This is a genomic window from Verrucomicrobiia bacterium (genome assembly GCA_035629175.1).
Lineage (GTDB): Bacteria > Verrucomicrobiota > Verrucomicrobiia > Limisphaerales > DASXHY01 > DASXHY01.
The window spans coordinates 178,297-204,590 of sequence record DASPIL010000067.1; the positions used below are offsets into that span (position 1 = coordinate 178,297).

The following is a 26,294-nucleotide window of genomic DNA, read 5'->3' on the forward strand; positions in this document are numbered from 1 at the left end:
GCGGTGAGACACGGGAAATGGTTTCGTAGGCACCGTGAATTGCGCCAATACGATTCAACACGGGGCGGTCCTGGCAGGATCGCCGTCTGTGAACCGCCCTTCCCGGGCCGTTCCTTCCGCGCAGCCAGAAGGAGATCCAGGATTGCAGGTGCTCACGTTGGTCCTCTGGGTTGGATTTCTAGCCGTCGGCGCGCTCGGTTTCCAGTTGTCCTATTCACGACCGCAAGCGCCGCTGCCCGAGCCCGCACCCCTTCAGGCCCAATTTCTTAATGTAGAACTGACGCAGGAGGAACTTCCCGACATCGCTCCTGCCGCGGCCACGTCCGTGCCGTTGCCGGCTGCGGCTGCTTCCATCCTTCAGCCCGTCATGGAACCCGCGCTGCAAGTCGCGGAATCTTCCGCCGCAATCGCGTTTGCAGTGCCCGTATCCGCGCCCGCCCGGGTCGTCCCCACGCATCAGGCAAGTTGGTCCGCGGATGCCAAACCGGATGCGCGTCCCGTGCCGCCCCCCGTTCAGACCCTCACCTTCGGGCGGGGCGAAGGACGCCAGCCTGCTCCCGAGTATCCCGCCGTCGCACGGCGCCAGGGGCAGCAAGGTCCTGTCACCGTCAGTTTCGTGGTGGGTGCCGATGGACGCGTGATCTCAACCGAACTGGCTGAACCGAATCGCTGGCCTGTCCTGAACGAAGCTGCGATGCGCGACATTGCCCGCAAATGGCGTTTTTCCCCTGGTCCGGTGCGCGCTTACAAGGTCGTCATCCGCTATGAGCTCGAAGGCTGACGCACCCGCGGCCGGATTGATTTCATGTTCGCTAACGTTGTTGTTGATTACTTCCTTAAAGGCGGCCCGATCATGTGGCCGATTCTCCTATGCTCCATCGCCGCGCTTGTAGTCGTCGTGGAACGTTCGCTCTGGTGGTGGTCGCTGACAAAGCAGACCCGCGCTCCGGAGCTGGAGAAAGCATTTGACGCGATTAGTCGCGGAACCTTCGACAACGCGCTCCAACTCACCCAGGAGACCCGGAATCCGTTTCTTGCAACCGTTCGCGAGGGGCTGCTTCACGCGCACACTTCCATGCTCGGTGCGATGCAGTTGCACGCGGAGAATGAAGTGGAAAAGGCTGAGAAACGCCTGTGGATTCTCAGCACGTTCATCACGCTCGCGCCGCTGCTCGGCCTGCTCGGAACGGTCACGGGCATCATGCACTCGTTCAACTTTGTGGGCGATGACCAGCTTGCCGCGACCAAAGTGAGTGGCGGCATCGCCGAGGCGCTGATTGCCACGGCGTGCGGGCTGGGCATCGCGATCCTTTGCCTGCTGCCGTACAATTATTTCAATCGCCGGCTCGCCCACCTTAGGTCGCGGCTGGAAAGAACCATCAATCACGTCGAACTACTGGTTGAGTCCGCAAAGCATCACGGCCACAACCTGGATGAATTCGCCAGGCAACACTCCGCCACGGCGCGCGCTTCCTTCCGCTAAGCCGCCGCAGTCTCGAACGTTCGTTCAAGCCCCACACGATCATGCCTGTCAAACTTGGATCCCGGCAACGCTCCGAGAATGAGGCGCGCATCGAGATCATCCCCCTGATCGACATCATGTTCTTCCTGCTCGCAGCGTTCATGCTCGTCAGCCTCAGCATGGTAAACATGAAAAGCGTCAAGGTGAACCTGCCCACTGCAACCACCGCGAATCAGGAATCCCGCAACGACTTCGTCAGCTTGTCCGTCGACAAGTCCGGGGCGGTCTACTTGAACCAGAATCTCATCGGGCCCAACGAACTCGTGCAACACCTGGGCGCCTGGCATCGAACCAACGAGAATGTCCGAGTGTTCATCAGCGGCGACCAGGAGGCGCGGCACGGCGACATTGTCCGCGTGCTCGACCTGGTGCGTTCCACGGGAATCCAAAAGGTTGGTTTCGAAATCCGCAAGGTTTCGAAATGAGCCGGCGCCTGCAGATCGCAAACCTGGCAGGCGTTGCCGCCCTTGCGTTTCTCTGTGTTCTGCAATGGCGTCGTGACCGCGCGATGAACCTTGAGGTGAACCGGCTCGAGAAGATTCGCATCGCAGGCGAGCAAACAATCGAAGACCAGGAGAAGGCGCTTAAAGGGTTGACGAGCGATCTTGCGCTGTTCAAGGAGCAGGTGACCACTGCCCGCGGAGAGCTGGCTGAATTGCGCGACAAGGAGCGGTCGCTTGAGAGCGACAACCATGAGCTGCTGCAGGTGCGCGCGCAGCTGCGCGAGAGCATTACGAACTGGATCGAAGCCGTGAAAATTCGGGATGAACGGCTGGTCGAGGCCAATACGCGCATTCAGGATCTTGCAGAGCGGCTGAACGATTCGATTCGCAAGTACAACGAGCTGGCGACCAACTACAACCAGGCTGTCACGAATCTGGCGAAGCTGCAGGGTGCTGCACGGCAGTGAACCTGGAGGAGGTCTCCGCCGCATGGCGCGCAGCCTTCAGGCTGTTTCAGCGTCAAGCGCGTTGCCAAGACTGTGGGACTTGGCTGCGCGCCCGTCAGTTCCAGCGTTGAATCGGCCTGAAGGCACGCGCTCCGACGCCCCGCGATTTACCCTTTTCCGTTTTGCGTGGTGCGCCTAGCTTAGCGCATCCATGAAGACCATCGCCTTGCTTTCCGTTCTCTGCCTGAGCCTGGAATTTTCCCGCGCCGATGAAGGCATGTGGCTGTTTAACCAGCCGCCGCGCGACATGTTGCGCGAGAAATATCAGTTCAATGCGAGCGAGGCCTGGCTGGAACATCTTCAAAAAGCATCGGTCCGATTCAACTCGGGCGGTTCCGCAAGTTTCATCAGCGAGGATGGATTGCTCATTTCCAATCATCACGTCGGGCGCGATGCCATTCAAAAACTCAGCACGGGCCAGCGCGACCTTCTTCGCGAAGGATTTCATGCACGCACGATCGGGGAGGAATTGAAGTGCGTGGACATGGAGTTGAATGTCTTGCAGTCGATTGAGGACGTCACCGCGCGCGTGAATGCAGCGGTTCCTCCCAGTGCTGATCCCGCTGCAGCATTCGCAGCCCGGCGCGGGATCATCGCTGAAATTGAGAAGCAATCGCTTGAACAGACAGGACTGCGTTCTGATGTGGTGACGCTGTGGCAGGGCGGGGCGTACCACCTTTATCGCTTCAAGCGCTACACCGATGTGCGGCTGGTGTTCGCGCCTGAAAATTCCATCGCGAGCTTCGGCGGGGACGTCGACAATTTTGAGTTTCCGCGTTTCGACCTGGATGTCGCATTCTTTCGCGCTTACGAAAACGGCGCGCCCGCCAAGGTGCAGCATTTCCTGAAGTTTTCAACGTGGGGCGCAGCGGAGGGCGAGTTGGTGTTTGTGACTGGCCATCCCGGACGCACCAGCCGGCTGCTCACTGTTGCTGAGCTGGTTGACGTCCGCGATCGCGCGTTGCCGATGCGGTTGACGCGCTTGAACCGCCTCGAGGTGCTGCTCTCGCGCTGGAGTGAGCGCAGCACGGAAAACGCGCGGCGCGCGCACAACTACCTGTTCGGGGTGCAGAACGGACGAAAGGCATTGAACGGCCGCCTCGCGGGCTTGCTTGATCCGGATCTCATGAAAGGCAAGGTGGATGCCGAGAACGCGTTGCGATCGCGGCTTCAGGGCGCGGAGCAGGGCACGGAAGCCCTCGGAGCTTACGATCGAATCGCCGAAGCCACCCGGAGCATTGCATCGCAATCCATCCGTCACGATCTGCTCGAAGGCGGCCAGGGATTCAATGCCGACAGTTTCGGAATTGCCCGCACGTTGCTCCGTGCAGGAGCTGAATTTCCGAAACCGAACGGTGAACGTTTGCGCGAGTATTCGGATTCATCCAAAACGTCCCTGGAGATCAGCCTCTTCTCGGCGCGACCCATTTACACCGACCTCGAAACTGTGTTGCTGACGGATTCGTTGACTGCGCTCGCAATGGAACTCAGCGCGGATGACCCGCTGGTTCAGGCCGTTCTTGCGGGCCAGTCTCCGCGGGACCGTGCGGCAACGTTGATTCAATCCACCCGGGTGCGTGACGTGGACTTTCGCCGTCAGCTCTATGCCGGGGGAGCTGAAGCGGTCGCCGCGGCGAAGGATCCGATGATTGAACTGGCGCGCTTGATCGATGACGAATCGCGCCGGCTGCGAACGGTGGCGGAGGAACAGGGCGAGGTCCGGCAGCAGGCCCACGCGGCAATTGCAAGGTCGCGAAATGCAATATTAGGTAAGAGCGGTTATCCAGATGCGACCTTCACCCTGCGGCTGGCATTTGGACGCGTGAAGGGCTACGAGGAAAACGGCCAAGAGGTTCCATCCATGACAACTGTTCGCGGATTGTACGAGCGCGCGCATGCCATGGAAAATCGGCCGCCCTTTGCGCTTCCGGAAAGCTGGGTGAAGCGCCGCTCCCGCCTCAACCAAACCACGCCGTTCAATTTCGTCAGCACGGTTGACATCATCGGCGGCAATTCCGGCAGTCCCGTGGTTAACCGCGCGGGCGAGTTTGTTGGAATCATTTTCGATGGCAATTTGCAAAGCCTGCCCTGGGACTATGCGTTCGACGACGAGGAAGGCCGCGCGACGTCCGTGCACTCGGCGGTGATCCTGGAATCGCTCAAGACGGTTTATCGCGCCGAATCGCTCGTGCGGGAAATTACGAGCGGCCGACGCGGGAAGTGACTCTTTGATTGCGGCGGCGCAACAGCAGCCAGGCGAAAAGTCCGATCGCGAAAACGGTGTAAACGGCAGGCTCAGGAACACTGGGGACCGTTCCTGCTTCGGCAGGACTTAATCCATGGCGGTCGTACTGTTCCTTTGTTTCGAGAACGACTGCACCGGTCAAGGGCGTCACCAGTTGATTTCGTGCAGCCAGGGTCCCGGCTTCCTGCTGCTGGTGGGCTGCGGACAGCCGCAGCGACTCATCACGTGCCCACAGACGTTTGACGTGAAGGCTGGCGACCCTGCCTTCAGCTGCGGCCTTGGTGCGCTCGCGCTTCAGTTCAAAACCTGAGTTCGACTGCGTCAGCGAATCCACCACCCGCTCGGCGTCATCGGAAAACGATGCCATCCTCGGTGTCCGCTCAATCGATGTATAACCGTCCAGCTTCTCGATGAGGCGGTCGGGGCCATGGCCGGCTTGCAACTCGATGATTCGCGTGCGCCAGGGATTCCTCTCCAGCCGCTGCCGCAAACCGTTTTCAGAACTCAAAAGAACAGGCTCCGGGCCATGAATCCATAGAACACACCCATCTTCCGTCTGAGACACGAGATCCCATGCAGCTTCGAGAGCAGGAACGTTGTCCTGTCCCCCTTGAAAACTGGTCCGGGAGATTCGCTCTTTGAAAACCCGTTGGCGCTCCGTTGATTCCGTCGAAAGCGTTTCGCTGAAGCTCTCGCCGTCGTGTCCCGCGATGAACAAGGCAGCCTCAAGCTCGGCTGGAACTTTATCCAAAGCCGCAGCAATTGCTTGAGCGTGCGGTTCCATGTTCGAGGATCCGTCAACCACGATTGCCACCCGCTTTACCTTCCTTGCAGCGCGCGGTTGCACGCGCTGGCGGAACGTTTCGCCCGTGTCATCATTGGCAAACACTTCTGTGACGAGTGGATCGCGGGCGACCGAAATGAGATGGCCTTTGCCGCTCAGTTCGGAATCCGGGATTGCGGCCCGCAACGCGAATGGCCGCGTTGCCGACTGCGGTTGAGCCGCCTTGGAAATCCCGTTGGCCAGCGCCGACGTGGATTCAATCCAAAGGTCGTGCTTCACCCCAGGCTGCAAGGCGAAGTTGCGCTCGATAAACTTGGGCCAAAGAAATTGGCCGCGTTCAGCAGTCGGAAGAATCAAAGGCACAGTCATGCCGAGCTTGACCTTCATCACACCTCCGTTCGGCGGCACTGGAAAACATTGCATCAACACACGGTCGGGCCCGCACGTGGTAACGAGGATCGGATCGCGGCGCTGAACCACGGCAACTTCTTCGTAGGCCTTGCGCGCCTGTGACCGCGTTCCGAATGCAGCCTCCCGTTCCTCCCCGTCGATCCACAGGGTCACACGCGAAACTACTGCGCCGGGAGGGAGCGCTACCTGGGCGCGGGCCTCGCGCTGCATGCGGGACACGTTCTTGAACTCCATGATCCATTCGCAATAAACCAGTGCTGCGTCGGGCTCCGCTACTGCATCCATGCGGGAACTCATCAGCGAAAGCCCCTTTACCCGTTGAGCCACTTCCTGGCCTCCCAATCCCTCATCCCAGGCGAACTCATCCTCCATCATGGTCCAGCGGCCCGCGCGCGTGTAAAGTTCGGGCGGAGGTTCGGAGTTGAACGGCCGGCCCGTTGCCCGATAAAATGCTTCGCGCGCCTGGTCCGCTGATACATCCCTGCCATCGCTCGCAAAGGCGCGGATCAAATCGATGTTCAACTCGCGGCGCAACGACCCGTAGCAGGCGCGGAGCATCACTTCGCGATCGCCGAACCAGCGGAGAACACGGATGCCGTGGGCGCGGGTGTCGGGGTCTTCTGAAGTCGATTTCGCGAGGCCGTAGTAAGTGGCGGCGGTGGGAAACTGGACCAACAGAAGCAACGCGATGGAACCAACGACCCCAATCCAGACGCGGGGAAATTTTCGCGGTGCGAAACTGCGGCGGTATCGGATTCCCAGAACTGCCGTTGCTCCCAGCGCGATGTAAGGTGCCAGCGGAAGCAGTCCCGAGCCGAAGAAAATCACGGCGAGAAACGCATACGGGATGAACCCGATGTACATCACGGAATAATAGATGCAGATGCCCAGTGCCGCTGCGTTGCTCCACGCCAGGAGGCTCGGATGCGCCGCCTTCTGCTCGCGAGCGGCTTTCCAGACGATCCAGTTGATGACGGGCACTGCAGCCACTGCGACCCAGTGCAGCCATGTTGGAAACGGATCAAACAACGCGCCCGCGGAGGGGGCGAACACGGCTTCCACAAGGAACGTAATGAGCGGGAGAAACACGCCGGGAAACAGCAGCCCTACGCCTGGGGTGGCCGATGCGCGCGCGGGCGGTGCGATGGACGATCGGAGACTCTCGGGTGGTTCTCCCATACGAACCAGAATGCGCCGCACATCCTCCTCGGTCACAAGACTGACCCCAGCGTGGCCCACTTCTTCTTCCACATGTCGCCGCAGATCTTCATTCACCTCCTCAACGTCCGCTCCCGCTCCCGCCAGGACGGGGCGGGAGCGCGCGCAATATTCGTTCAAGAGTCGTCGGGCGGGTTCCGTCCATTGAATCATAACTACGCTCCTGCTTTCTTTCGCAACCGGTTTACGTTGCGATTCAGTTCGGTCATGTACGTGTTCATCGCGTCCATCGTTTTGATCCCCTCCCGTGTTAGCGAATAATACTTCCTTGCCGGCCCTGTTGAAGATTCTTCCAGGCGGGACGCCACCAAACCCGCGACGCGGAGACGCGACAGCAGCGGGTAAACCGTTCCCTCCGTGACCCCCAGGCCATGGTCCTCCACGAGGGTCTTGACCAGGTCGTATCCGTAACGCTCTTCGTCCGCGAGGGCGTTCAGGATGCAAAGCTCAAGCAAGCCTTTGCGAACCTGCACCGTCCAGTTGTCGAAAAATTCGTCCATGGAATTCAATGCGCCATGTGGTGGAAAGTCTCGCCTTGTCGTGCGGGAAGATTGGCTAGTGGCTTAAGCATACTACCTTGTATGGCATAATACCTTGGCCGGAATGTGTCAAGTGTGGTTTGTGGGCTCCATGTGTGATGAGGCGTTATGGATCTGGCTGCGCGCCCGCATCGAACGACCGTTCCGCGCGGTTGACTTATCGGCGTCCGTCCGACAGGGTGCTTCCATTCCACTTGTCCGCTGTCAACGATTCGAACCAACCCATCACGTGAACTCTTTAAAACGTTGCATCACCCGGCTCGCGCCAATCGTTGGTTGGCGCGTGTGGATTCCGGTCATTGCTTTGTCCATGGCGCCTCGGGCTGCCCAGGCGCAATCCGGTTCCGGCCTATTCATGCGGAATGCCCAGTTCGTCTTCGCGGGCCTGAACACTAATAATAATCCACTCGCGCTGATCGACGTCGGATTCAAAAGCCGGCCCGCGTTCGTTGATATCGATGCCGACGGCGACCAGGACCTGTTCGTTGGCAGCATGAACGGAACGATTCATTTTTTCGAAAACGTTGGCACTTCCAACAACGCTGTTTTCGCGGACGAGGCGATCACTCCACAGCTGTTCTCCGGTGTCGATGTGGGATCCGACAGCGCGCCGGCGTTTGCTGATCTTGACAGCGATGGAGATTTTGATGCCGTCATCGGGCATTTGGGCACGGGCGTGTTTTACTATGAGAACACGGGGGTTTCCAACGCGGCGAATTTCATCCTGCGGACGGGAACGAATGATCCGTTCGACGCCGCGCAGGACGGCCTCGGCGGACGGACTTCTCCCACGTTGATTGACATTAACGGCGACGGGAGGGTTGACCTTGTTTCCGGAACCTCGGGCGGAACCTTGCAATACTGCCAGAATACCGGATCGCTGACCGACCCTGCGTTCACGTTCATGGAAGATGATGAAAATCCCTTCGACGGTATTGACGTAGGCATCGAATCGGCGCCGTTCGCTGTGGATCGAAATGGCAATGGGAGACCCGAGGGGTTTCTCGTCGGCCGCCAAAATGCGGAGCTGCGCGTGGTGGTTCGCAATGGCGTCAACGGTCCGTTTAGGATTCCCGGCGACATGGATAGTTTTCCGCTTGTTGACATCGAGGAAATCGACGGCCGATGCACCCCGGCGATGGTGGACCTTGACGGCGACGGTTTATGGGAGTTGGTGATAGGCGGGGACCTTGGCAAGGCTTACTACCTGAAGCCAACAGGCCTTTCGTTTTTTTCGTGGCAGGGCCAATACTTCACGCTGCCAGCACAAGCCACCAACGCTGCTCCAGCCGCCGACCCTGACGGGGATCGCATTGTGAATTTTCTGGAATATGCGATCGGCTCATCACCTTTGGTCGCCAGCAACGATTTCCATTTTTCTGCTTCCTTGAACGGCCTGGGTCAGTTCACCTTTTCACTTGCTGTCCGGGATGATGATCCGCAACTCGCCCTGGCAGCGCAGGTTTCCGGCAACATCACGTTCGAGGCTCCCACGCTTATCCAACCGGTGGTCAGCGATCCCGACGTTGACGATGGCCTCAAGACCCTGACTTTTACGGACGTTTCCGGAAATGGCGCAGGCCAGAGCTTCCTGCGTTTGCAGTTCAATGTACAGCCATAAGCGGCGAGGGCGTCCAGGAACAGCTGCCTCGTGAATGGTAGGGTGGCCGGTGAGTCTTGATTCCCGCGCAGACGAGGGGTGCATGGCAAACGACGGCCTCCTGCCCGCCAGTCGCCAGGAAAGTGCAGCCCTGATTTCAAACGCCATGGATCACGACCCTGCTTACAGGAATTGTCGTGGCGGTGTTCTCCGCAATCTTGTCCGTGCGCGAAGCAGGAAGCCTCTGCTCGATCGGCACCCTGCTCGCGCTTGTCATTGTCTCGATCAGCGTTCTTGTGCTGGTAGAACGCTCTTGTCGCTTCGTCAATCATCTCTATTGCAGCCAACCCCGATGTGTATCGATTCGCCCGACGTTCGGTGTCCCGCTCCAGAAGGGAGTCTCGAGGGTGAATACTCGCGACCAATCCTGCGGGAAGAATTCCATGATCTGCTGTAATCCCATCCACCGCCAATTGCAGCGCATTCCTGAATTGGCCGTTCAGCGTGGGTTCCTAAGCTGTCCGAAAATCGGAAAAGGAAAGCGTCACCACGCAAGGGATCGGGCGTGGTGCGCAGCCAAATCACGTGCTCTATCGCTTGCCCTTCGGATTCGCCTGAGTCTCTGCGATTCCGGTGAGCAGTTCGTCCGCAGCTTTTTCTTCGTTTAGTGTTTCATTCAAAGTTTCCGCGGCATCCGACTCGCCCAATTGCTCGGCCCAGGCGCAGAGGGTTCCGTAACTTGCAATCTCGTAGTGTTCGACCTTTTGCGCAGCAGCGATCAACGCGGCGTCCAGAGCCGAAGAATCCTTTTGCTCCTTCATGAGGTCCGTGGCCTCTTCCACCAGGCCTTCCATGGCGGCGCAGGTTTTCCGCTTGATGGTTTCGTCGAGAGATTCTGCAACCTCTTCGAGGCGCTTCGCATGGGTTTCGGTTTCAGCGAGGTGATTCTCAAACGCCTCGCGGAGCTCGTCGCTTTCGGCAGCCTTTGCCATTTTCGGGAGCGCTTTCAGAAGTTGTTTCTCCGCGCTGTAGACATCCGCGAGTTCGTCAAGAAACAGTTCTCGCAGATCGTTGTTTTCGGATTCGGTTTCCTTGGAAGGAACGTTACGCCCAGCCTTTTGAGTCTTATTTCGCTTTATCATAGAGAGCCACGTTGTTGGCGGACTGAAATGCCGGCAATCGGGTGGAAACCCCGGTTCCAGCACCCCGATTCACTTGCGGGCGTAGTGAGTTCATCGGCGGTCGTTCGATCCTGACACCGATGCAATTGGTTCTGTGACGTATAGCTTCTGCGTTCCGCTATTACCGCCAGAAAGAAGATGACGGTTGAGACCAGCACGGCGCGGGTGGCAGAGCGGCTTTGCAGCGGCCCCATGCGAACGGACAGGAAGGCGATAACCATCGAGGCACAGGACGTCAGGCCGGTCGGCAATAGCATCAGTCAACGAATCACTTGCGGGCCCGGGAGTCCGGGGAGATCACGTGCTTTCGACCCTCTTTGTTCATCAGGGTTACAGTCGTGTTGCCGTTCTTTGTCAGCGCATGTAATCCCGGGTTTGTCAGGTTATCGAGAAGGACGAGTCCTGATCCGTCTTGGGATGCGGCGATTTTAACGCGGATGGTTTCCCTGGCGTCGCGCAAACGAAAAACCGCTTCTCCATTCGTCTCCACGTTCAATGATGCCCGCACGCGGCCTTGATCGTCCACCAGTTCAATCGCGCGGGCTCGTACGATGGACTGCACGCCCTGGAGAGGATCCGGCTTTTGCTTCGCCGCCAGGCAAAAGAGCAGAACGACGTTGATGACCACAAGCACGGGCAGGGCTTTCGGGATTTTCATGGATTCATAATGACAGGTATCCGGCGGGAAGTTGTCATACCGATGTAAAAGTCCTCTCCTCGCGCCCATTGTTTCCAAACCATCCTTCGTTGTGGCTGGCGTCCGATCTAGAATTCAAATCGGTAGCCAAGTCCCACGCTGTTGACGCCTCCCTCGTCGAAGACATGCCCTCCCGACTTGTGATCATTAAATATCACGAGCTGGTGCTGCGGCCAGCGCGGCAATGCGAAAGTGAATTGGATGGGCCAATCGACCTTCAAATGCGATCGCTCTTCACCAGGATGCCGCTCTCTGTCGATCTCGTAGATGCGGCTCGAATACGACAAGCCCAAGCCCACGAAGAACGTCGTCCTCACCCAGCGGTTCCACGGGAAATCCACCCATCTAAAACCTGCGCCCCCTTTGTATTCGGGGAACAAAGAGCCGTCGTTCTCATGCGCGAGGGTGAGGGCTGCGTAGGGTTCAAACTGAGGCTTCAGGACACGCTCACGGAACGGGATCTCAAACCTTCGGGCCGTCCAATTCACCATGAACAGGTAAAGCTCGCCTCCCGCATCGCCTTCGGCCCGGTCGAATCCTCCAGCCAGAATTTCGTGAACGTCACTGTCCGAGATGACTGCAACTCCGAACAGGAAACTCCAATCCTTTTCCGGAGGCGTCGTCTCAAGCCTCAGCGAATCGACTGTCGCAGGAAGCGGGTTGGGGTCTGGTGATTCCGAGGTTGATCCACTGCAACTCAGCGCTGCGGCGGCAAACAGGAAGACAAAATAAAACCGCCGCATCAACGAAGACATGTTCGCCTCTTACTTCTATACCTGCTGCCACAAATCGTCTTTCCCAAATTCCGGGCAGCAGGAGCCGCTGCCTTCGTAGCAGTTCGGGCAGAGGCTTCGGTCGCCGATCTGAAAGGCGCCGAAAACTCCGCACGTGTCGCAAATTGCGTTCTCGTCAAGGCAGGAAGCGTTTTTTGAATCCACAGCCGCGTCTGGTTTTTCCTGTGTCATGCTCCGCTCAACATCGCCTGTAAGACGCCGACTTCCAACCGGATTATTTTGATCCAGCATCGGAACGATTTATTTCGATTCCACGCAGCCAATCAAATTCTTCTCCCGGGTTTGCCCAGGAATTCGAGGAATCGCCTCCTTTTCCAGCGTGGCACGGCAGCAGCTAAAAGGGATTCAAGCCGGCGCGCCTGTTTTGCGTGTTCGGCTTTGCTGCAATTACGAGTCATGTCAAATCTTCAGCTAATTCAGGATCTCGGATGGGTGATGCTGATCGCCGCCGTGGCCGCGTGGCTATGCGACAAGGCGCGCCTGCCGGCCATCGCCGGGTACCTGTCTGCTGGATTTCTGGCCGGCTCGATGATGGGGGGATTTGAAACTGCGACGGAGGTGTCGCGGATGGGAGCCTTGCTGCAGGTCGGCATTGTGTTCGTCGCATTCAACATTGGCCAGCGAGTGCGGTGGCAGCGTCTGCGGAAGGTGGAGTCATCGCTCGCGCTCGCGACGTTCCTGACCTTCGTCGCGTTGCTCGCGGCAGCGCGCACGTTCGGAATTATGCTTGGCTGGCCCGATGCCTACGTGCTCGTTTTCGGCGGGATGCTCATCGCCACCAGCGGAGCGTTGCTGGAGAAATGCCTTCGGGGGGCGAACCTGCGGCATCATCCGTTCAGCCACCTGGCTGTGTCGGTGAATGGCGTTGAAACTGTTTTCTCGATCCTGCTGCTGGTTGCGCTGGTTTCAATGACGCAGTTTGGGGCCGCGCCCGGGACTGCCGTGCTCGGCGCGGTGGCCCAGACGCTTGCAGTCGTTGTGACACTCACGATCGGCGCGCTGCTGGTCGTCTCTCACATCGTTCCGAAAAAAGCAGGGACGATCCCGGCAGAAGTTCGCACGCTCTTCGTTGCAGGCCTGCTGCTCGCCATGGTGGTGGTGCCGGACGAATTCGGATTTCAGTCCGTGCTCGGGGCCCTCACGCTCGGAGCGCTTCTCGGCACATTGCGCGGAAACGAGTCTGCGGACCGCACCATGAACGGACTGTGCGCCGCGATCGTGGCTGCTTTTTGCGTGGCCGTCGGAATGCGCGCGAACGTTGCGCACCTGGCTGAGATCTGGCCCTTGCTGCTCGGCTGCTCAACTGTGGCAGTCGCGGCGCGGCCGCTGATTGTCGCGGGCTCGCTTGTGATCGTCGGCGAGTCACTGCGCGATTCCGTTCGCGCGGGCCTGTCGGTCACCGCTTTCGGTGGATTGTCGCTGTTAATTGCCGTGACAGCGATCGAGGGCGGCCTGGTGCCGGATTCGTTTTACACCCTTGCAGCCGGTGTGAGTTTTGTAAGTTCGATCGCAGCCCCGATGCTGATCGGGAGGGGTGAAGTGGTGGCGAAGTGGATTGAATCGAAGCAGCCGCTGTTCGTGCGGCACTCGGCAGCTGTGTATCACGAACGAATGGCTGCCTTTAAACGCCGCCGCCACGCGAGCCGCTTGATCACGTTCGCCGCGCCCCGGCTGGTGCAGCTCGGGCTGCTCGTCCTGTTCAGCTCAGGCCTGCTGCTCTTTGCCCGTCCGCTTTATCGATTGACGGAAAAGTGGATAGGTCCGGACTGGCCGTCGCCGAACAGTTTGCCGGTTGTATTCTGGCTGGGATTCGGTGCCTTGTTGCTGCCCACATTGATCGCTCTATGGCGAAACTTCGAGGCGCTGGCAATGATGGTTGCCGACGCCGTGGTGACGGGCGTTCACAAGCGCACGCTCCGGCCGGTGATCGAAAGGATGATCAAGGCCGCGGGTGCCCTGGCCATAGGCGTGTGGTTGATGGCGCTGTTTCCGGCGGGGCGATTCGCTTGGTGGGGTTTATTGATACTTGCTGCGGGGTTCACTCTGTTTGGCCTCGCATTCTGGCGGCGCTTGATCCGCTGGCACAGCCGATTTGAGATCGCCTTGCGCACTCAAGTTTCACGGTTGCATCTGCCGCAACTTAAGCCGCCGCTCAATGGGCTGGCCAGGACGAATGGCGATTGGAACCTGCACCTGGCCGAGATTGATGTCGCCGATGGCACCAACGTGGCGCGCCGCCCTGTGGCGGAATTGCCGCTGCGGCAGTCATTCGCGTGCACCATTGTCGGCATCGAACGCCAGGGCGTGCTGATTCCAAATCCGGGAGCGGCGACAGTGTTGTATCCGAACGACAGGATTCTGTTGCTGGGACGCAGCGAAAACTTGCGCCAGGCGGAACGCTGGCTGGCCGCGCCTGTTTCCGCCGTTTCCTGAACAGGTCGACGAAATGACCTCATGGCTTTCCAGTTGAGCGGTTCCACCGCTCGTTTTTCCAAAAAGTAAAATTATGAAAACAACCATTGATAGTCGCGTTATCTACATAACGGAATCGGACATGAAGAAACTCAAGCCGCTGCTCGAGAATGCGAACTCGCGTGACGACCTGCGAAGCTTGCAAGCTGAACTCGGCATGGCCCGCGTGGTCGCGCCGGCCGAAGTTCCTCCAGACGTCATCACCATGAACTCGAAGGCCCGGCTGCGGGATTGCGAGACAGGTGAGGAAATGGTCTACACCCTCGCGTTTCCGGCGCAGGCCAGCATTGAACAGGATCGCATCTCCGTTCTCGCGCCGGTTGGAACCGCCATGCTCGGCCATCGGGTCGGCGATGAATTCCAGTGGAACGTGCCCGCTGGCGCTGTGCGGCTGCGCGTCGAGGAAGTCTTGTACCAACCGGAAGCGGCAGGAGATTATCACCTGTGAGAAAGAGGCGAGCGAAGCGGCAGCGGACGGCGCGGGCCAGCGGACGCCAGCAGGTGCAGATCGGTTCGCGCCTGCATTCCTCGACGCGGCGGCTTTCATCGCGGGCAGCGGTCCGCGTCAGCTTCGGCGCCGCTATTGCAGCCGTCGCGTCGCTCAGCACCGCAGCACTCCTCGCGCTCAAGGGGAGACCCGGAGTGCTGCTGCTGCTGGCGGCGGGTGCCGCGTTGTCGGTGATTGCACTCTTCGTGTCGGTCGTCTTTCCGACCGTTGAACGCGAGGGAGACCGTTACATCATTAGTGACCTGCTGCGGCGGGAAGTGATTCCCTGCGATCACGTCTGCATGGTGGTTGAGGCTCGTGGCGCGTTCACGAATTTGGTGCGGCTTCATTTCCGCCGTCGCACCTTGTTCGGCTGGACCGTTTCGTTTGTGCCGTGTCCGACCCACGGAGTTGCCGGCAGCCTTGTGGCGTCACTTCGTTCCAGCGTGGCGCAGGTTTGCGAACCGGCTGCACCGCAAGCTTCGCAGCCGCAGCGTTAAATCTGCGTGCCTGGTTGAAAGGCGGCCGCGACGGAACATTTCCAACCGGGCGCCGGAACGAATTCAACCGGTTTCCCTTCGTGTTTCTCTGCGCCTCGCCCGTGGCGCGAGCATTTCCGTTGGTCCTATGACTGGCACGAACCGAGCTTAAGGGAATGGGAACTTTCAAATCAAAGTAATGAAACACAACAATCAACAACACACGGGCAGCCGGGTTCTTCTCGGCATCGCAGATATCGAATTGCAAAAGACAATTCGCGAAACGCTGGAGATTCAGGATTATGAGGTGCTCGTCGCGGACAACGCGCGGGATGCCGTCCGCACATTGCGAACTCACGCTCCAAAGGTTGTCATCCTCGAGGTCGCGCTCCCGTTCCATCAGGGGAATTTCGAATATGACGGGATTGATCCGCTCGAGGTGATCACCGATGTGGATCCGTTTCTCCCTGTAATGCTGCTAGCCCCGGAGAATGTCACCATTGATCACGCTTCTGCCCTGATGGCCGACATGATCGTTCGGATTCCGGTGCCGAAGGATGAACTGCTGGAGAACCTCGAAACACTGCTCAGCGAAACATTGCGGCAGCGTTCCCTGAGAAAGTCAGCTCAACTCGCGATCCTGCAATGAACGACACACCTTTAAAACCCATAAGGCGCGTGCTCGTGGTCGATGACGATCATTCCGTTCGCGAATCACTGCGCCGGTTGCTGCAGTCGGAACACTTCGACGTGGCAACTGCCGCCAACGTTTGCGAGGCGCTGGAAGCCATGCATGCGGCGCGCATCGACCTCGTGGTGCTGGACGTGAACCTGGGCGGCGAGAGCGGCTGGGACTTGTTCCGTCACATCGCGGAACGTGAAGCGTTCGTGCCGGTCGTCGTTGTCACGGGGGAATGGGGGCAGCACGAGGAGGCCGTCAGGTTCGGGGCCGAGGCGTTGCTGGAAAAACCCATCGACGTTCCCGTGTTCCTGGAGACGCTGCGGGAGTTGCTGGGCAGGAGAGGAACACAGCCCCGGCAGCGGCTTCCCGGCCGTCTCGATTACTGCCGCTATATTCCGCGCCATTATGAACCTGTCTTGCGCCTCCTGCAGGAGCGCCAGGACGCGCCCTTCGAAATTGAAGCAACCACGGACATCTGCGCCGTGCCCGGCCATCGTTGAGGTGAACCCGGGCAGGAAGGAAAACCATGAACACGAAAAATCGTCTCACATCCACGGTCACGCACCCGGATCCTGCGCGGACTGAAACTCGACGCTGGGACACTGAACGGATGGCGCGTGACCGCGGGAAGGGCGCGCGGCGGCGAATTCTCGCAGCAATTGATTTTAGCCCCGCTTCATTGAAGGCGCTGGATCATGCGCTGGTGCTGGCGGAGTGCCTGGGAGCTGAGCTGATCCTCGTTCATGTGCTGGACCCGATCTACACGGGCACGCTGCTGAATGCGGTGATGCGCGACAGGGTTCGCGAGACAGCGCGCGAACGGGAAGGTGCAAAGCTGCGCGACCTTGTCGGCGCCCGCGCGTCCGCTGCCTCGGTGAAGTTCGTAATCCGGGAAGGAGTGCCGGAGTATGAAATCCTGGACCTGGCGGCCAACACCCGTCCCGACCTCATCGTGCTCGGCCGCCAGGTGCGAAACGGGCTGCGCCGTGCCCTTGTGGGGAGCGTGAGCGAAGACGTTGCAGACCTTGCGACGTGCCCTGTCCTTGTTGTGAACAATGAAGCCGCGCCAGCGTGCTGGTAATTCCTGACTGAACATGCCCACATCAATCGAAATCCAAAAACGGGCTACCCAATCCGCGGTGCTCGAACGCGCCGCGGCGACGTCGCCCAAACGAAACGTTTCGAACGTTTCTGCACTTCAGCCGCAGAACATGCTCGTGCCGTTCGATTTCACGGAAACGTCAATCGACCTGTTGCGGCATGCCGCCGCAATGGCTGCTTCATTGGGCGCCACGCTTCATGTCCTGCACGTCACCGACACCTCGGAGCCAGCGGATGAAAAGGCCGCCGCGTTCCATGCCGGCGCAGAACCACTGCTTCGCCATTGGACAAAAACCATCGCCGGCGATCGCGCCGAGGTCGTCCCGTGGGTTCGCAGCGGTTCATCGGCGCGCGAGATCGTGGCGATGGCGCGGAGCCTGGACATCGATCTGGTGCTGATGGCGAGCAGTTGTTATGGCGGGCTGAAGCATGTCCTGGAGAGAAGCACTGCCGACCGCGTGAGCCGTCTTTCACCCTGTCCCGTGCTCACGATTCCGGAACGCGTTCTCCCTCTTCAATGGAGCAACCATGCGCCGTTCACTTCGTGCGAGCGCGTCCTTCTGCCGATCGATACCGCAAGGCCCGGACGGCGAGCGCTCGCGCATGCAGCGGGAATCGCACAGGGCAGCGGAGCCACGATCACGCTGCTGAACGTTGGCGCCCATGGAAACGAAACGTTCGAATCCGAAGCCAGCAAAAGCGGATTGGATCTTGCGCGGAAAGTGAGTTCCCAGTTCTCGGTGGCAGTGGCGTTTCAAGCGGTTCGATGGCACGGGACGTCGCCCGTGTATCCGATCCTGCTCGAAGCCAAGCGCTCGCAAGCGGATCTCATCGTTCTGCCGGTACTGCGCGGCGATTCATTCCGGCGATTGCGGCTTGCGAGCGTTGCGGACAACATCCTGCGCCATGCACCGTGCCCGGTGCTGGGCGTCAACGACCATCCGGAAAGCGCCCGCAGCGGTCGGGACAATGTCAAGCAGGGGGGAACGTGAGGTCAGCGGCATCTCGACGACGTTGTCGGCTGCCCAGCTGGCAAAACAGATCGGGTCCAGGAAAAGGCTGCGACAGCAGTGTTATCCGTGGCCGGTGAAAGGGTCACCATTGCCGTCGCAACATTCGGAGATTGGGCGGGACGCCCCGAAACTCGCCGGCGGGACGGCTTCGATACCCGGACCGCTTCGAATTGTTCAGTTCGGCTCCGGCAAATTCAGCTCTCCCCGAATGGATGTCGCCGTCTCTCCCGGAAAATCAGTCGGCACGGGATAGGTCACAGGCCGGGCCGCCAGCCATTGCAGCGCGCGAACAAACAGGGTCTGGACGCCTGCGTCGCGCACCGTGACTGGCTGCACATCTCCTTTCCAAACATGACCAAAAGTCGACGTGTAGACGCGTCCCTTACCGTGACTGACTACCCACTCGATCGGCCAATTCAACTTCGTCTGCGACGAATCCTTTGCATACGACAGCACCTCTACTTCCGACGCCGCGCCACGAGGGAAATTGTAAACCTCGATGTTCGCGGCTCTCCACCTGCGCGGCAGTCCTTGATGAATGGGATGATCGCGCAGCCTCGTCACAAGCGCGTCGAACCGCGGGCCGTGACCGGTATCGCGCCCTTCCCCTGCAGGTATGCGAATGAGGTTCTCATTCTCATCCACCTGAATCGCGATTCCCTGGTTCTTTTTCCGCCAGCCGAGCCCGATCATGCGATCATACTCCGGCCAATCAGGAAACGCGTTGTTCCCGGCATGCCACACGAACAGCCCGCCGCCTTCCCGGACAAAACTTTCAAAATCGGATTTCACAGCCGCGGGCCACGGAGCGCCTCCCCCAAGATCATTGTAGGTCTGAACCACGACATCGTGGTTACGGAAGCGAGGACGCCATTCTTCCCAACCCGGCGCGGCCGCCGATGCGGGTGAAGTCGACACGGTCACATCGAACAGGCCTGTCGGCTCGAGAATCGCACGAATGCAGCGCGTGGTGAGTTTCCAGTCGTGATTGCTACAGCCATCGATGATGAGCACGCGAATCTTCGCTTCCGCAGGGCCAGCCGCAAATGTCTGCGGCGCGCTAAGTAATACCAACGCAGCGGCCAAGCCCATGTTGATGATTCCCAATAACTTCATGTGGACATGTCGCGCCCTCGGTGACAGCAGGTTGACGTCGGCGATGAAACGTTTCGAAAAGTCATGAGCGACTCACTTGAAATAGAGTTGCAGGGTTTCAATCAGGTAATGCCGGGCGTTCATCCACGTATGGCCGCCGCCGGTTACCAGGCTTTGGTGCGTGATCTTCTTCTCGTTCAGGAACTCGTCGAATGCAACCGCCTGCCGATAGAGGAAATCCTCCTTGCCGACGCCTAGCCACAGAAGCTTCAACTGTTGATTCAACGATTCGGGCTTGCCCGCGAATTCCCCGAAATGTTTCTGGAATACCTCGGGCGTCAGGTACGCGCTGTAAGAACCAATCCAGGCGAACTTGTCGATGTGTGTGAAGCCAGTGAAGAGCGACTGCCCGCCCCCGCGGGAGAATCCCGCGATCGCCCGCTTCTCCCGCTCCGCGATCGCGCGATAGCGGCTCTCCACGAACGGCATGACGCTGCCAACCAACTCATCCGCGAACGCCTTGTACATCTCCGCTGCCTGTGGCGTGGCGGGGTTCGGCGTGCCGCGCATCATGTTGCCATACGGCATCACTACGATCATGGGCACAGCGCGTTTCTGTGAGATGAGATTGTCGATGATGACGTTGGCGCGGCCGACCTTGAACCACGTTTCTTCCGTGTCGGTCGTGCCGCTGACCAGATAAAACACGGGATAACGTTGGTTGCCTTCGCGATAACCCGGCGGCGTATAAACCAGCACCGGCCGGATGCCTCCGACGGTCTTTGAATTGTACGTGCAATAGCTCACCTCGCCGCGAGGCACATCCTGGACGGCGTGGAGCGAAGGCTTCTCCCCGGGAACGTCCACAAGACTCGCCTTGAACCGCTCGTTGGGGAACAGATGCATGTTGCTCGGATCCGAAACCGCAACGCCATCGACCACGAAGTTGTAGGGATAGAGATCGGCTTCTATAGGGCCCACAGTCACGGTCCACACGCCGTTTGATCCGGCGTGAAGCGCCTGGTTGTCGCGAAGAAACTGCGCGCTCAATTCCACGCTGGTTGCGCCCGGCGCCCTCAAGGTGAAGGTTACTTTGCGGTCCGGGTGAACGACTGGCGATTCGATCTGCGGTCCGCGCTGGCCCTGAACGTTTCCGACACAAGCCGCGCCAATCAAGAGGGCCGCTCCCTTTAGGATGTTCTTCATGAATTGCGACCAGCGTAGATGCGGCAGCATGAAGATATCAATCGCAATGCCCGTCCCGCGTTGTCCTCAATTTGAACCGGTGGCGGCGTCAATCCTCATGCGCCGCAAGTGTAGCGCAGGCGTCCTTGCGTCTCCCTGCAAGGACAAACGGACGGACTGGGGCGGGACGCCTCCAACCCGCAGCCGGGACGGCCGCGATACGTTACGCGCGCGCTGCCGTCGTTCCCAACGGCGCATTGTCCGGCGCTTGCGTTTGCGAGGGCAGTGACGATTATTTTCAGCAAACGGGGGCGAACGTGGGCCGCACCATGCAAAGTGCAGATGAAAAAACTGTCGTCGTGCGGTCGAATGATGGGTGAGGAAAACTGGGGTTATTGCGGTTTCGCAAGCTTGACGCATGGGCGAGTGGTACCTACCTTTTTCGGCTCGCTGAACCGCGAACACTCCAATACAGGCGCTGCCTCTGGACTTTTCAGCGAGCTATCGAAAGGTTTGTCTGTGAATGTAACCGTAGAACATCTGGCCCCGTGCAAAAAATTGGTGCGCGTCGAAGTCGAACCACAACAGGTGGATTTGATCTTCGATACCGTCACCAAGGATTTTCAAAAGCAAGCTTCGCTGCCTGGCTTCCGTCCCGGCAAAGCGCCGCGGGACATGGTGCTGCGGAAGTTTGAGAAAGACATCGAAGAGGAGGTCAAACGCAAGCTGATCGGCGATTCCTATCGCAAGGCGATGGAGGAGCAGAAGCTCCAGGTGATCGGCTATCCCGAGGTTGAGGAGATTCAGTTTGGCCGCGGGCAGGCATTGCAATTCGCAGCCACCGTCGAAACCGCGCCGGAATTTGAATTGCCCGAATACAAGGGAATTCCTGTGAAGCGCGAGATCCGCAACGTGACGGATCAAGACATCGAACGCGCCATTGAAACGTTGCGGCTCCAGCAACAGGATTTCAAAACCGTGGAACGCCCCGCCCAAAATGGCGATGTGGTGGTTGTCAACTATACGGGAACGGTGGACGGCAAGCCTGTCACGGAGACAGCCCCAACCGCTCAGGGCCTGACGGAGCAGAAGAATTTTTGGGTGGAAATGCAGGATAATTCCTTCATCCCGGGATTTGCGACCCAGTTGAATGGCGCGAAGGCTGGCGACAAGAGGACTGTGAACGTTGATTTTCCGGCCGACTTTGTGACGCCTCAACTGCAGGGCAAGAAGGGCGTTTATGAGGTGGAGATTGTTGAGGTCAAGGAACAGGTTCTACCTGCCGTGGACGAGGCATTCGCCAAATCGTTTGGGGCAGACAGCGTCGAAAAATTGCGCGAAGGCGTGAAGCGCGATCTCGAGAACGAACTGAACTACTCGACCAGGAAGAGCGTGCGAACGCAACTGATCCGCGCGTTGCTGGACCGGGTTTCGTTTGAATTGCCGGAGACCACGGTGGCGGAGGAGACCCGAAATCTTGTTTACGATCTGGTGCGCGAAAACCAGCAGCGGGGCATCGCGCGAGAGGTGATCGAAGAACAGAAGGACACGATTTATTCTGCGGCCGCGAACAACGCCAAGGAGCGGGTGAAAGTGAATTTCCTGCTGCAAAAGATTGCAGAAAAGGAAGGCATCAAAATTTCGCGGGAAGAGGTGGCACAGCGGATTGGCCAGCTGGCCGCCTATTACAAGGTGCCTGCTGACAAGTTTGTGAAGGATTTGCAGAAGCGGAATGGCGTTTACGAGATCTACGACGAGCTCACCAAGGAGAAAGTCCTGGAACTCCTGCAGGAGAACGCGCAGATTGAAAACGTTACCCCGGCTCCCGCCCAGGCGTAACGCCGCATGATCTGCAACAGGGATGCGTTACGGGTTGCGGCCGCAACGGGATTTGCTGCCGTCGCGCTGGGGGCGTTCGGCGCGCATGGTTTCAAGTCTGTGCTCGAACAGAACCAGACGACCGCAATCTGGCAAACCGCGGTTTTGTATCATCTCGTACACGCCGTGATGCTGGTGGTGGTCGCATTGCGAAAGCCTCTGCTTGTCACGGCGTGGTGGGGGTTCCTGGCCGGCATCCTTCTCTTCTCCGGATCGCTCTATGTTCTCGCGATTACCAATGCCAAATGGCTAGGCGCGATCACGCCTATCGGCGGCGTGAGTTTCCTCGTGGGATGGGTTTGGATCGCAATAAAAGCGGCGAAGCTCAGTGAAACTGGTCGTGAGTGAAGCAGGCTGACGCCTGCGGTCCGGCGGCGTTTACGCCAGTTTCCACGGCGCGCGATAAGGGCGCGTCAATAACTTCGTGGCTTCAGCGTCATCGATGATCTTCTCGGACTTCACGTTCCAGCGAATTTTCCTGCCGACAAGCATTGAGATCAAACCGAGATGGCCGGGGACGGCGGAATGATGCGCAGTTTCAACAGGCGTGATCGGCGGCTTGCGAGACTTGACGCAATCCAGGAAATCGCGCTGGTGCCCGGGCGATTCGTAGAGCTTCACCTTGCGCAATTCTTCCGCGAGATTCTTCCCCTGCTTCCAGTCAGGGTTGGAGGTGTCGAACCCTCCGCGATTGACCCAGACCCAGCCTTCATCGCCAATCCATTTCGTGCCACCGCGAATATCCGAATGGCCGCCCGCAACGATCATGGTGATGTTGTCAGGATACTTCATCTCAACGCGGTATTTGGTGCAGGTGTTCCAAACCGCAGTTCTAGGCGGAAACTCGCCTTCGCCTTCGATCTCGGAAGGTCCTGAACGGTCGAAGTCGAGACCCCAATGCGCGATGTCACAATGATGTCCGATCCAGTCGAGCAACTGGCCGCCGCCGATGTTGTAGTTCCATCGCCAGTTCATGTGAACGCGGCCTCTGATGTATGGCTCCATCTGCGAAGGGCCAATCCAACGCTCGTAATCCAGTTCGGGCGGCGGTTCTGAAATTTCCATGAATTGCCTGGATCTTGCGAAATCATTGTGACCGCTCGGCAGGCCGACCTCAACGCGGTGAACGCGCCCGATCAATCCGCTGCGCACAATTTCCGCGGCCTTCCGAAACAGCGCCTGCGAACGCTGCCACGAGCCCGTTTGCCAGATGATGTTGTTTTTCTGGCATGCGCGGACGATTGCCTGTTGCTCGGCGATGGTTCGGGCCAGCGGCTTTTCACCGTAAATATCCTTTTTCGCGCGCGCTGCATCGATTGACATCAGTGCATGCCAGTTGTCCGGAACCGCGAGCATGACAGCATCAATGTCATCGCGCGCAAACATCTCGCGGTAGTCGTGATACGCCTTGCAGTCCTTGTTTTGATAATGCCCGTTGATGGTATCGACAGCACTCTGCAGGTGCAGCTTGTCGAGGTCGCACGCAGCAACCACCTGGCAATCGGTTTCGTGCAGGAACGACTGCGTGTTGCCGGGCCCCTGCATGCCCCAGCCGACGACGCCGAGCGTGATGCGATTGGATGGACGCGCGCGTTTGCCGTGTCCCACAGCGCAACCCGGAACAAACATGGGAATGGCGAGCGCGGCTGCGGCGGCTGCGGTGGATTTGATGAAGTGGCGGCGAGATGTCCCTGGGGCGCGATGGTCGTTCATGTTATGACGCGGCGTTCGTGTTCGGTAACCAGAGCGGGATTTCCCGCCGGAAGTTACGCGGGATTCATAGCGCGAGCAGAAATGCATTGCGAGACCCAAAATCGAGGAATAGAGTCTGGACGCAGGACGCCACGCATGGCAAACAGCGAAAAACCTTATGTATTTCGGCGTTGATTACTTTCCGGAGCAATGGGTCTTCCCGTACGGTGGAACTTCCGAAAATCCAGAAGCACAGTGGGAGTCTGATGCGGAGCTGATGGTAAAAGCCGGGGTAAACGTGGTTCGCATCGGGGAATACTGCTGGGGATTGTGCGAACGCGAGGAGGGCAAGTTCGATTTCAAATGGCTGCGACGCGTGATGGATGTGATGGGCCGCCATGGAATCCGTGTCGTGCTCGCAACACCCACCTCAGCGCCTCCGGTCTGGCTGGCGCAAAAGTATCCCGATATTCTCCCGCTCGATGCCAAGGGCAACGTAAAGCACGAAGGCACGCGGAGGGCAGTCTGCCTCAATAGCGACGCATTCTGGAACCACGCCAAGCGCATCGTTGAGGAAATGGCCAAGGCTCTCGGCCGGCATTCACAGCTGATCGCATGGCAGATCGACAGCGGCATAGGCGGCCATCAATCCGAATGGGCATTCAATGAAGGAACGCGACTGGAATGGCAGAACTGGCTCAAGCTGAAGTACGACACGGTGGAACGGTTGAACGAACAGCTCGGGTTGCGCTACCTCGGCCAGGTGGTGAGCTCATTCGACCAGGTGCCCATGCCAATGTACGCGCCGACAATGCACAATGCGGCGCTGTTGCTGGATTGGGCGCGCTTCAGCAGCGACACCATCGTCGCATTCATCCGCATGCAGGTGGATGTCTTGAGCGAGATTACCCCGAACATTGCGACCACCACCAACCTGCGCGCGCTGCAGCGGCGTTTCGATCATTTCGATGTCGCGAAAGTTGTGGATTTCGTCTCGGTGGAAAGCAACGCGGCGATCAAGAGCAAGGCGTCGGAACTGGCGTGCGATATTGATATCCTGCGATCGCTCAAGAAGGAGAGGATTCGCACGCCTGACGGTGACTGTGGCTTCTGGGTGATAGAGCAAAAGGCGGGGCAGGTGAACTGGCACGATGTCAACTCGCTGGTTCGGCCCGGGGTTGTGCGCCTCTTCACGTATCAGCTGTTGTCGCGCGGCGCATGCGGAGTGCTGTATTACCATTGGCGGCAATCGCGCATCGGCAATGAAAAGTTCTTTGGCGCGGTCCTGCCCCACCACGCGCATCCCGACAGCCGGACCTTCAAGGAAATCTGCCAGGTTGGCGAGGAGATCAAGCTGCTGGCCCCTGCATTGAAAGATACGAAGGTGGTGGCCGAGGCGTGCATTCTCTATTCGCATGAAAATGACTGGGTGTTGCAGCAGCCGATGCAACCCAATCGGCACTTCAACCTGCGCGAACACATCCAGCTCATCTACAACGGGCTGCACGATCGCAACATTTCGGTCGACTTCGCGCGGCCGGGTGAAGAGCTTGGAAAGTACCGCATTGTCTTCGCTCCGTCACTGCATCTGCTGTCGGGTGCCGAAGCGGACATGCTCAAGCTTTACGTCCAGAACGGCGGAACACTGGTGGCGACCTTCAACACGGGTCTTGTGGACGAACACAACATGGCGCCGGATTCGGGCATTCCGCATGACATGACCGATTTGTTCGGGCTTGAGGTGCTGGAGTTTGATCCCCTGCCGCCGGGCGAGGAAAATCACCTCACGTTCAAAGGCGCCTTTCCAACGAGCCACCTTCACCCGGCTCGTTTGTGGTGTGACATCATCGAGCCTGGCGAGTGCCAGGTGCTTGCGACTTACGCGAAGGATTTTTATGCGGGCCGTCCGGCGATGACGATGAACACGTTCGGCCTGGGCCGGGCGATCTATATCGGCACCCAGAGCCACCAGCATTTTTACCACGACCTTGTCCTGTGGCTGCGACAGATGGTGGGATTGCATCCGTTGTTGAAGGTTCCGGACACCGTCCAGGTGAGCATGCGCGAGAAAGAGGGAACGCGTATTTACTTCCTTTTGAATCATCAGAATTCGCCCGTGCGCGTGCAGTTCTACAAACCGATGCACGATTTCCTGACAGGGCACACCTTCTCGGGCAATTACGATCTGCCGCCGCATGGAGTGCTGGTTCTGGATGAACATCCCGAGATCAAGCCGGTGGCAGTTTGAGCGCAGCAAGGCTGTCGAACGT

At 58.9% G+C, this 26,294-nt stretch carries 24 protein-coding genes; 16 read left to right on the forward strand and 8 right to left on the reverse strand.

All coding sequences use genetic code 11. The features are described from left to right. Window positions 1-88: 88 nt before the first annotated feature. The 5 genes from VEH04_11845 (at window position 89) to VEH04_11865 (ending at window position 4,695) form a co-directional block, all read left to right on the forward strand. Window positions 89-781 carry a TonB family protein gene (locus tag VEH04_11845; protein ID HYG23468.1) on the forward strand — a complete coding sequence of 231 codons (693 nt, stop codon included), beginning with the start codon at window positions 89-91 and terminating at the stop codon, window positions 779-781. A 24-nt stretch (window positions 782-805) separates the two neighbouring features. Further along, window positions 806-1,483, forward strand: a complete 678-nt coding sequence (locus VEH04_11850; GenBank protein ID HYG23469.1) for a MotA/TolQ/ExbB proton channel family protein — start codon at window positions 806-808, stop codon at window positions 1,481-1,483. Window positions 1,484-1,524: 41 nt separating this feature from the next. Beyond that, entirely contained in the window at window positions 1,525-1,947 is a 423-nt protein-coding gene (locus tag VEH04_11855) for a biopolymer transporter ExbD (protein ID HYG23470.1), read from the forward strand. Then, complete coding sequence (locus VEH04_11860; protein HYG23471.1) at window positions 1,944-2,432, forward strand: hypothetical protein; 489 nt, start codon at window positions 1,944-1,946, stop codon at window positions 2,430-2,432. The genes VEH04_11855 and VEH04_11860 overlap by 4 nt, the downstream gene beginning before the upstream one ends. Window positions 2,433-2,622: 190 nt before the next feature. Continuing rightward, window positions 2,623-4,695, forward strand: a complete 2,073-nt coding sequence (locus VEH04_11865) for a S46 family peptidase (protein ID HYG23472.1) — start codon at window positions 2,623-2,625, stop codon at window positions 4,693-4,695. On the opposite strand, the gene VEH04_11870 is transcribed toward VEH04_11865, so the two are convergent. Together VEH04_11870 and VEH04_11875 are read right to left on the reverse strand one after the other, a co-directional pair. Then, on the reverse strand, window positions 4,670-7,282 hold the full coding sequence (locus VEH04_11870) for a VIT domain-containing protein (protein HYG23473.1): 2,613 nt from the start codon (window positions 7,280-7,282) through the stop codon (window positions 4,670-4,672). The genes VEH04_11865 and VEH04_11870 overlap by 26 nt on opposite strands. Window positions 7,283-7,284: 2 nt before the next feature. Beyond that, window positions 7,285-7,629, reverse strand: a complete 345-nt coding sequence (locus VEH04_11875; protein HYG23474.1) for a PadR family transcriptional regulator — start codon at window positions 7,627-7,629, stop codon at window positions 7,285-7,287. A 268-nt stretch (window positions 7,630-7,897) separates the two neighbouring features. On the opposite strand from VEH04_11875, the gene VEH04_11880 reads away from it, so the two are divergent. Then, window positions 7,898-9,289 carry a VCBS repeat-containing protein gene (locus VEH04_11880; protein HYG23475.1) on the forward strand — a complete coding sequence of 464 codons (1,392 nt, stop codon included), beginning with the start codon at window positions 7,898-7,900 and terminating at the stop codon, window positions 9,287-9,289. 569 nt (window positions 9,290-9,858) lie between these two features. Here VEH04_11880 and VEH04_11885 read toward each other — a convergent pair. The 3 genes from VEH04_11885 to VEH04_11895 all read right to left on the reverse strand — a co-directional run bounded on the left by VEH04_11885 (window position 9,859) and on the right by VEH04_11895 (window position 11,901). After that, window positions 9,859-10,410: a ferritin-like domain-containing protein gene (locus VEH04_11885; GenBank protein ID HYG23476.1), complete on the reverse strand. Its 552-nt coding sequence runs from the start codon at window positions 10,408-10,410 to the stop codon at window positions 9,859-9,861. Window positions 10,411-10,717: 307 nt separating this feature from the next. Continuing rightward, entirely contained in the window at window positions 10,718-11,107 is a 390-nt protein-coding gene (locus tag VEH04_11890) for a hypothetical protein (GenBank protein ID HYG23477.1), read from the reverse strand. A 107-nt stretch (window positions 11,108-11,214) separates the two neighbouring features. Then, window positions 11,215-11,901: a hypothetical protein gene (locus VEH04_11895; protein ID HYG23478.1), complete on the reverse strand. Its 687-nt coding sequence runs from the start codon at window positions 11,899-11,901 to the stop codon at window positions 11,215-11,217. Window positions 11,902-12,336: 435 nt separating this feature from the next. On the opposite strand from VEH04_11895, the gene VEH04_11900 reads away from it, so the two are divergent. The 7 genes from VEH04_11900 (at window position 12,337) to VEH04_11930 (ending at window position 18,153) form a co-directional block, all read left to right on the forward strand. Further along, window positions 12,337-14,373, forward strand: coding sequence for a cation:proton antiporter (locus VEH04_11900; GenBank protein HYG23479.1), 2,037 nt, complete (start codon window positions 12,337-12,339; stop codon window positions 14,371-14,373). Window positions 14,374-14,446: 73 nt separating this feature from the next. Beyond that, window positions 14,447-14,860 (forward strand): nucleoside diphosphate kinase regulator, encoded by a 414-nt coding sequence (gene rnk / locus VEH04_11905; GenBank protein ID HYG23480.1) that lies wholly within the window; start codon window positions 14,447-14,449, stop codon window positions 14,858-14,860. Next, window positions 14,857-15,399, forward strand: a complete 543-nt coding sequence (locus VEH04_11910) for a hypothetical protein (protein ID HYG23481.1) — start codon at window positions 14,857-14,859, stop codon at window positions 15,397-15,399. Before rnk ends, VEH04_11910 begins: the two co-directional genes overlap by 4 nt. Before the next feature lie 178 nt (window positions 15,400-15,577). Continuing rightward, window positions 15,578-16,027 carry a response regulator gene (locus VEH04_11915; GenBank protein HYG23482.1) on the forward strand — a complete coding sequence of 150 codons (450 nt, stop codon included), beginning with the start codon at window positions 15,578-15,580 and terminating at the stop codon, window positions 16,025-16,027. Then, the gene (locus tag VEH04_11920; protein ID HYG23483.1) at window positions 16,024-16,560 is read left to right on the forward strand and encodes a response regulator; all 537 of its coding nucleotides are present in this window, start codon (window positions 16,024-16,026) and stop codon (window positions 16,558-16,560) included. The genes VEH04_11915 and VEH04_11920 overlap by 4 nt, the downstream gene beginning before the upstream one ends. 26 nt (window positions 16,561-16,586) lie before the next feature. Further along, entirely contained in the window at window positions 16,587-17,141 is a 555-nt protein-coding gene (locus VEH04_11925; protein ID HYG23484.1) for a universal stress protein, read from the forward strand. Window positions 17,142-17,154: 13 nt separating this feature from the next. Continuing rightward, on the forward strand, window positions 17,155-18,153 hold the full coding sequence (locus VEH04_11930) for a universal stress protein (protein HYG23485.1): 999 nt from the start codon (window positions 17,155-17,157) through the stop codon (window positions 18,151-18,153). Window positions 18,154-18,348: 195 nt separating this feature from the next. On the opposite strand, the gene VEH04_11935 is transcribed toward VEH04_11930, so the two are convergent. Both VEH04_11935 and VEH04_11940 read right to left on the reverse strand, forming a co-directional pair. After that, complete coding sequence (locus tag VEH04_11935) at window positions 18,349-19,290, reverse strand: ThuA domain-containing protein (protein ID HYG23486.1); 942 nt, start codon at window positions 19,288-19,290, stop codon at window positions 18,349-18,351. 72 nt (window positions 19,291-19,362) lie between these two features. Further along, window positions 19,363-20,475 carry an alpha/beta hydrolase-fold protein gene (locus VEH04_11940; GenBank protein HYG23487.1) on the reverse strand — a complete coding sequence of 371 codons (1,113 nt, stop codon included), beginning with the start codon at window positions 20,473-20,475 and terminating at the stop codon, window positions 19,363-19,365. Window positions 20,476-20,973: 498 nt separating this feature from the next. Here VEH04_11940 and tig point away from each other — a divergent pair, with 498 nt between their 5' ends. Both tig and VEH04_11950 read left to right on the forward strand, forming a co-directional pair. Further along, a complete protein-coding gene (gene tig / locus VEH04_11945; protein HYG23488.1) occupies window positions 20,974-22,293 on the forward strand; it encodes a trigger factor in 1,320 nt (439 codons plus the stop codon). A 6-nt stretch (window positions 22,294-22,299) separates the two neighbouring features. Then, on the forward strand, window positions 22,300-22,680 hold the full coding sequence (locus tag VEH04_11950; GenBank protein HYG23489.1) for a DUF423 domain-containing protein: 381 nt from the start codon (window positions 22,300-22,302) through the stop codon (window positions 22,678-22,680). Between the two features lie 30 nt (window positions 22,681-22,710). Here the strand turns inward: VEH04_11950 and VEH04_11955 are convergent, their stop codons facing one another. Further along, complete coding sequence (locus VEH04_11955; GenBank protein HYG23490.1) at window positions 22,711-24,045, reverse strand: Gfo/Idh/MocA family oxidoreductase; 1,335 nt, start codon at window positions 24,043-24,045, stop codon at window positions 22,711-22,713. Between the two features lie 157 nt (window positions 24,046-24,202). On the opposite strand from VEH04_11955, the gene VEH04_11960 reads away from it, so the two are divergent. Next, window positions 24,203-26,272, forward strand: a complete 2,070-nt coding sequence (locus tag VEH04_11960) for a beta-galactosidase (protein HYG23491.1) — start codon at window positions 24,203-24,205, stop codon at window positions 26,270-26,272. Window positions 26,273-26,294 lie beyond the last annotated feature (22 nt).

Excerpts from the sequence above, each read along its gene's own strand:
- VEH04_11900 (HYG23479.1), top strand. The coding sequence starts at position 12,337 with ATGTCAAATCTTCAGCTAATTCAGGATCTCGGATGGGTGATGCTGATC.
- VEH04_11850 (HYG23469.1), top strand. The coding sequence starts at position 806 with ATGTTCGCTAACGTTGTTGTTGATTACTTCCTTAAAGGCGGCCCGATC.
- VEH04_11890 (HYG23477.1), bottom strand. The coding sequence starts at position 11,107 with ATGAAAATCCCGAAAGCCCTGCCCGTGCTTGTGGTCATCAACGTCGTT.
- VEH04_11875 (HYG23474.1), bottom strand. The coding sequence starts at position 7,629 with ATGGACGAATTTTTCGACAACTGGACGGTGCAGGTTCGCAAAGGCTTG.
- VEH04_11885 (HYG23476.1), bottom strand. The coding sequence starts at position 10,410 with ATGATAAAGCGAAATAAGACTCAAAAGGCTGGGCGTAACGTTCCTTCC.
- VEH04_11895 (HYG23478.1), bottom strand. The coding sequence starts at position 11,901 with ATGTCTTCGTTGATGCGGCGGTTTTATTTTGTCTTCCTGTTTGCCGCC.
- VEH04_11960 (HYG23491.1), top strand. The coding sequence starts at position 24,203 with ATGTATTTCGGCGTTGATTACTTTCCGGAGCAATGGGTCTTCCCGTAC.
- rnk (HYG23480.1), top strand. The coding sequence starts at position 14,447 with ATGAAAACAACCATTGATAGTCGCGTTATCTACATAACGGAATCGGAC.
- VEH04_11865 (HYG23472.1), top strand. The coding sequence starts at position 2,623 with ATGAAGACCATCGCCTTGCTTTCCGTTCTCTGCCTGAGCCTGGAATTT.
- VEH04_11930 (HYG23485.1), top strand. The coding sequence starts at position 17,155 with ATGCCCACATCAATCGAAATCCAAAAACGGGCTACCCAATCCGCGGTG.
- VEH04_11950 (HYG23489.1), top strand. The coding sequence starts at position 22,300 with ATGATCTGCAACAGGGATGCGTTACGGGTTGCGGCCGCAACGGGATTT.
- VEH04_11915 (HYG23482.1), top strand. The coding sequence starts at position 15,578 with ATGAAACACAACAATCAACAACACACGGGCAGCCGGGTTCTTCTCGGC.
- VEH04_11855 (HYG23470.1), top strand. The coding sequence starts at position 1,525 with ATGCCTGTCAAACTTGGATCCCGGCAACGCTCCGAGAATGAGGCGCGC.
- VEH04_11870 (HYG23473.1), bottom strand. The coding sequence starts at position 7,282 with ATGATTCAATGGACGGAACCCGCCCGACGACTCTTGAACGAATATTGC.
- VEH04_11955 (HYG23490.1), bottom strand. The coding sequence starts at position 24,045 with ATGAACGACCATCGCGCCCCAGGGACATCTCGCCGCCACTTCATCAAA.
- VEH04_11940 (HYG23487.1), bottom strand. The coding sequence starts at position 20,475 with ATGAAGAACATCCTAAAGGGAGCGGCCCTCTTGATTGGCGCGGCTTGT.
- VEH04_11920 (HYG23483.1), top strand. The coding sequence starts at position 16,024 with ATGAACGACACACCTTTAAAACCCATAAGGCGCGTGCTCGTGGTCGAT.
- VEH04_11935 (HYG23486.1), bottom strand. The coding sequence starts at position 19,290 with ATGAAGTTATTGGGAATCATCAACATGGGCTTGGCCGCTGCGTTGGTA.
- VEH04_11860 (HYG23471.1), top strand. The coding sequence starts at position 1,944 with ATGAGCCGGCGCCTGCAGATCGCAAACCTGGCAGGCGTTGCCGCCCTT.
- VEH04_11925 (HYG23484.1), top strand. The coding sequence starts at position 16,587 with ATGAACACGAAAAATCGTCTCACATCCACGGTCACGCACCCGGATCCT.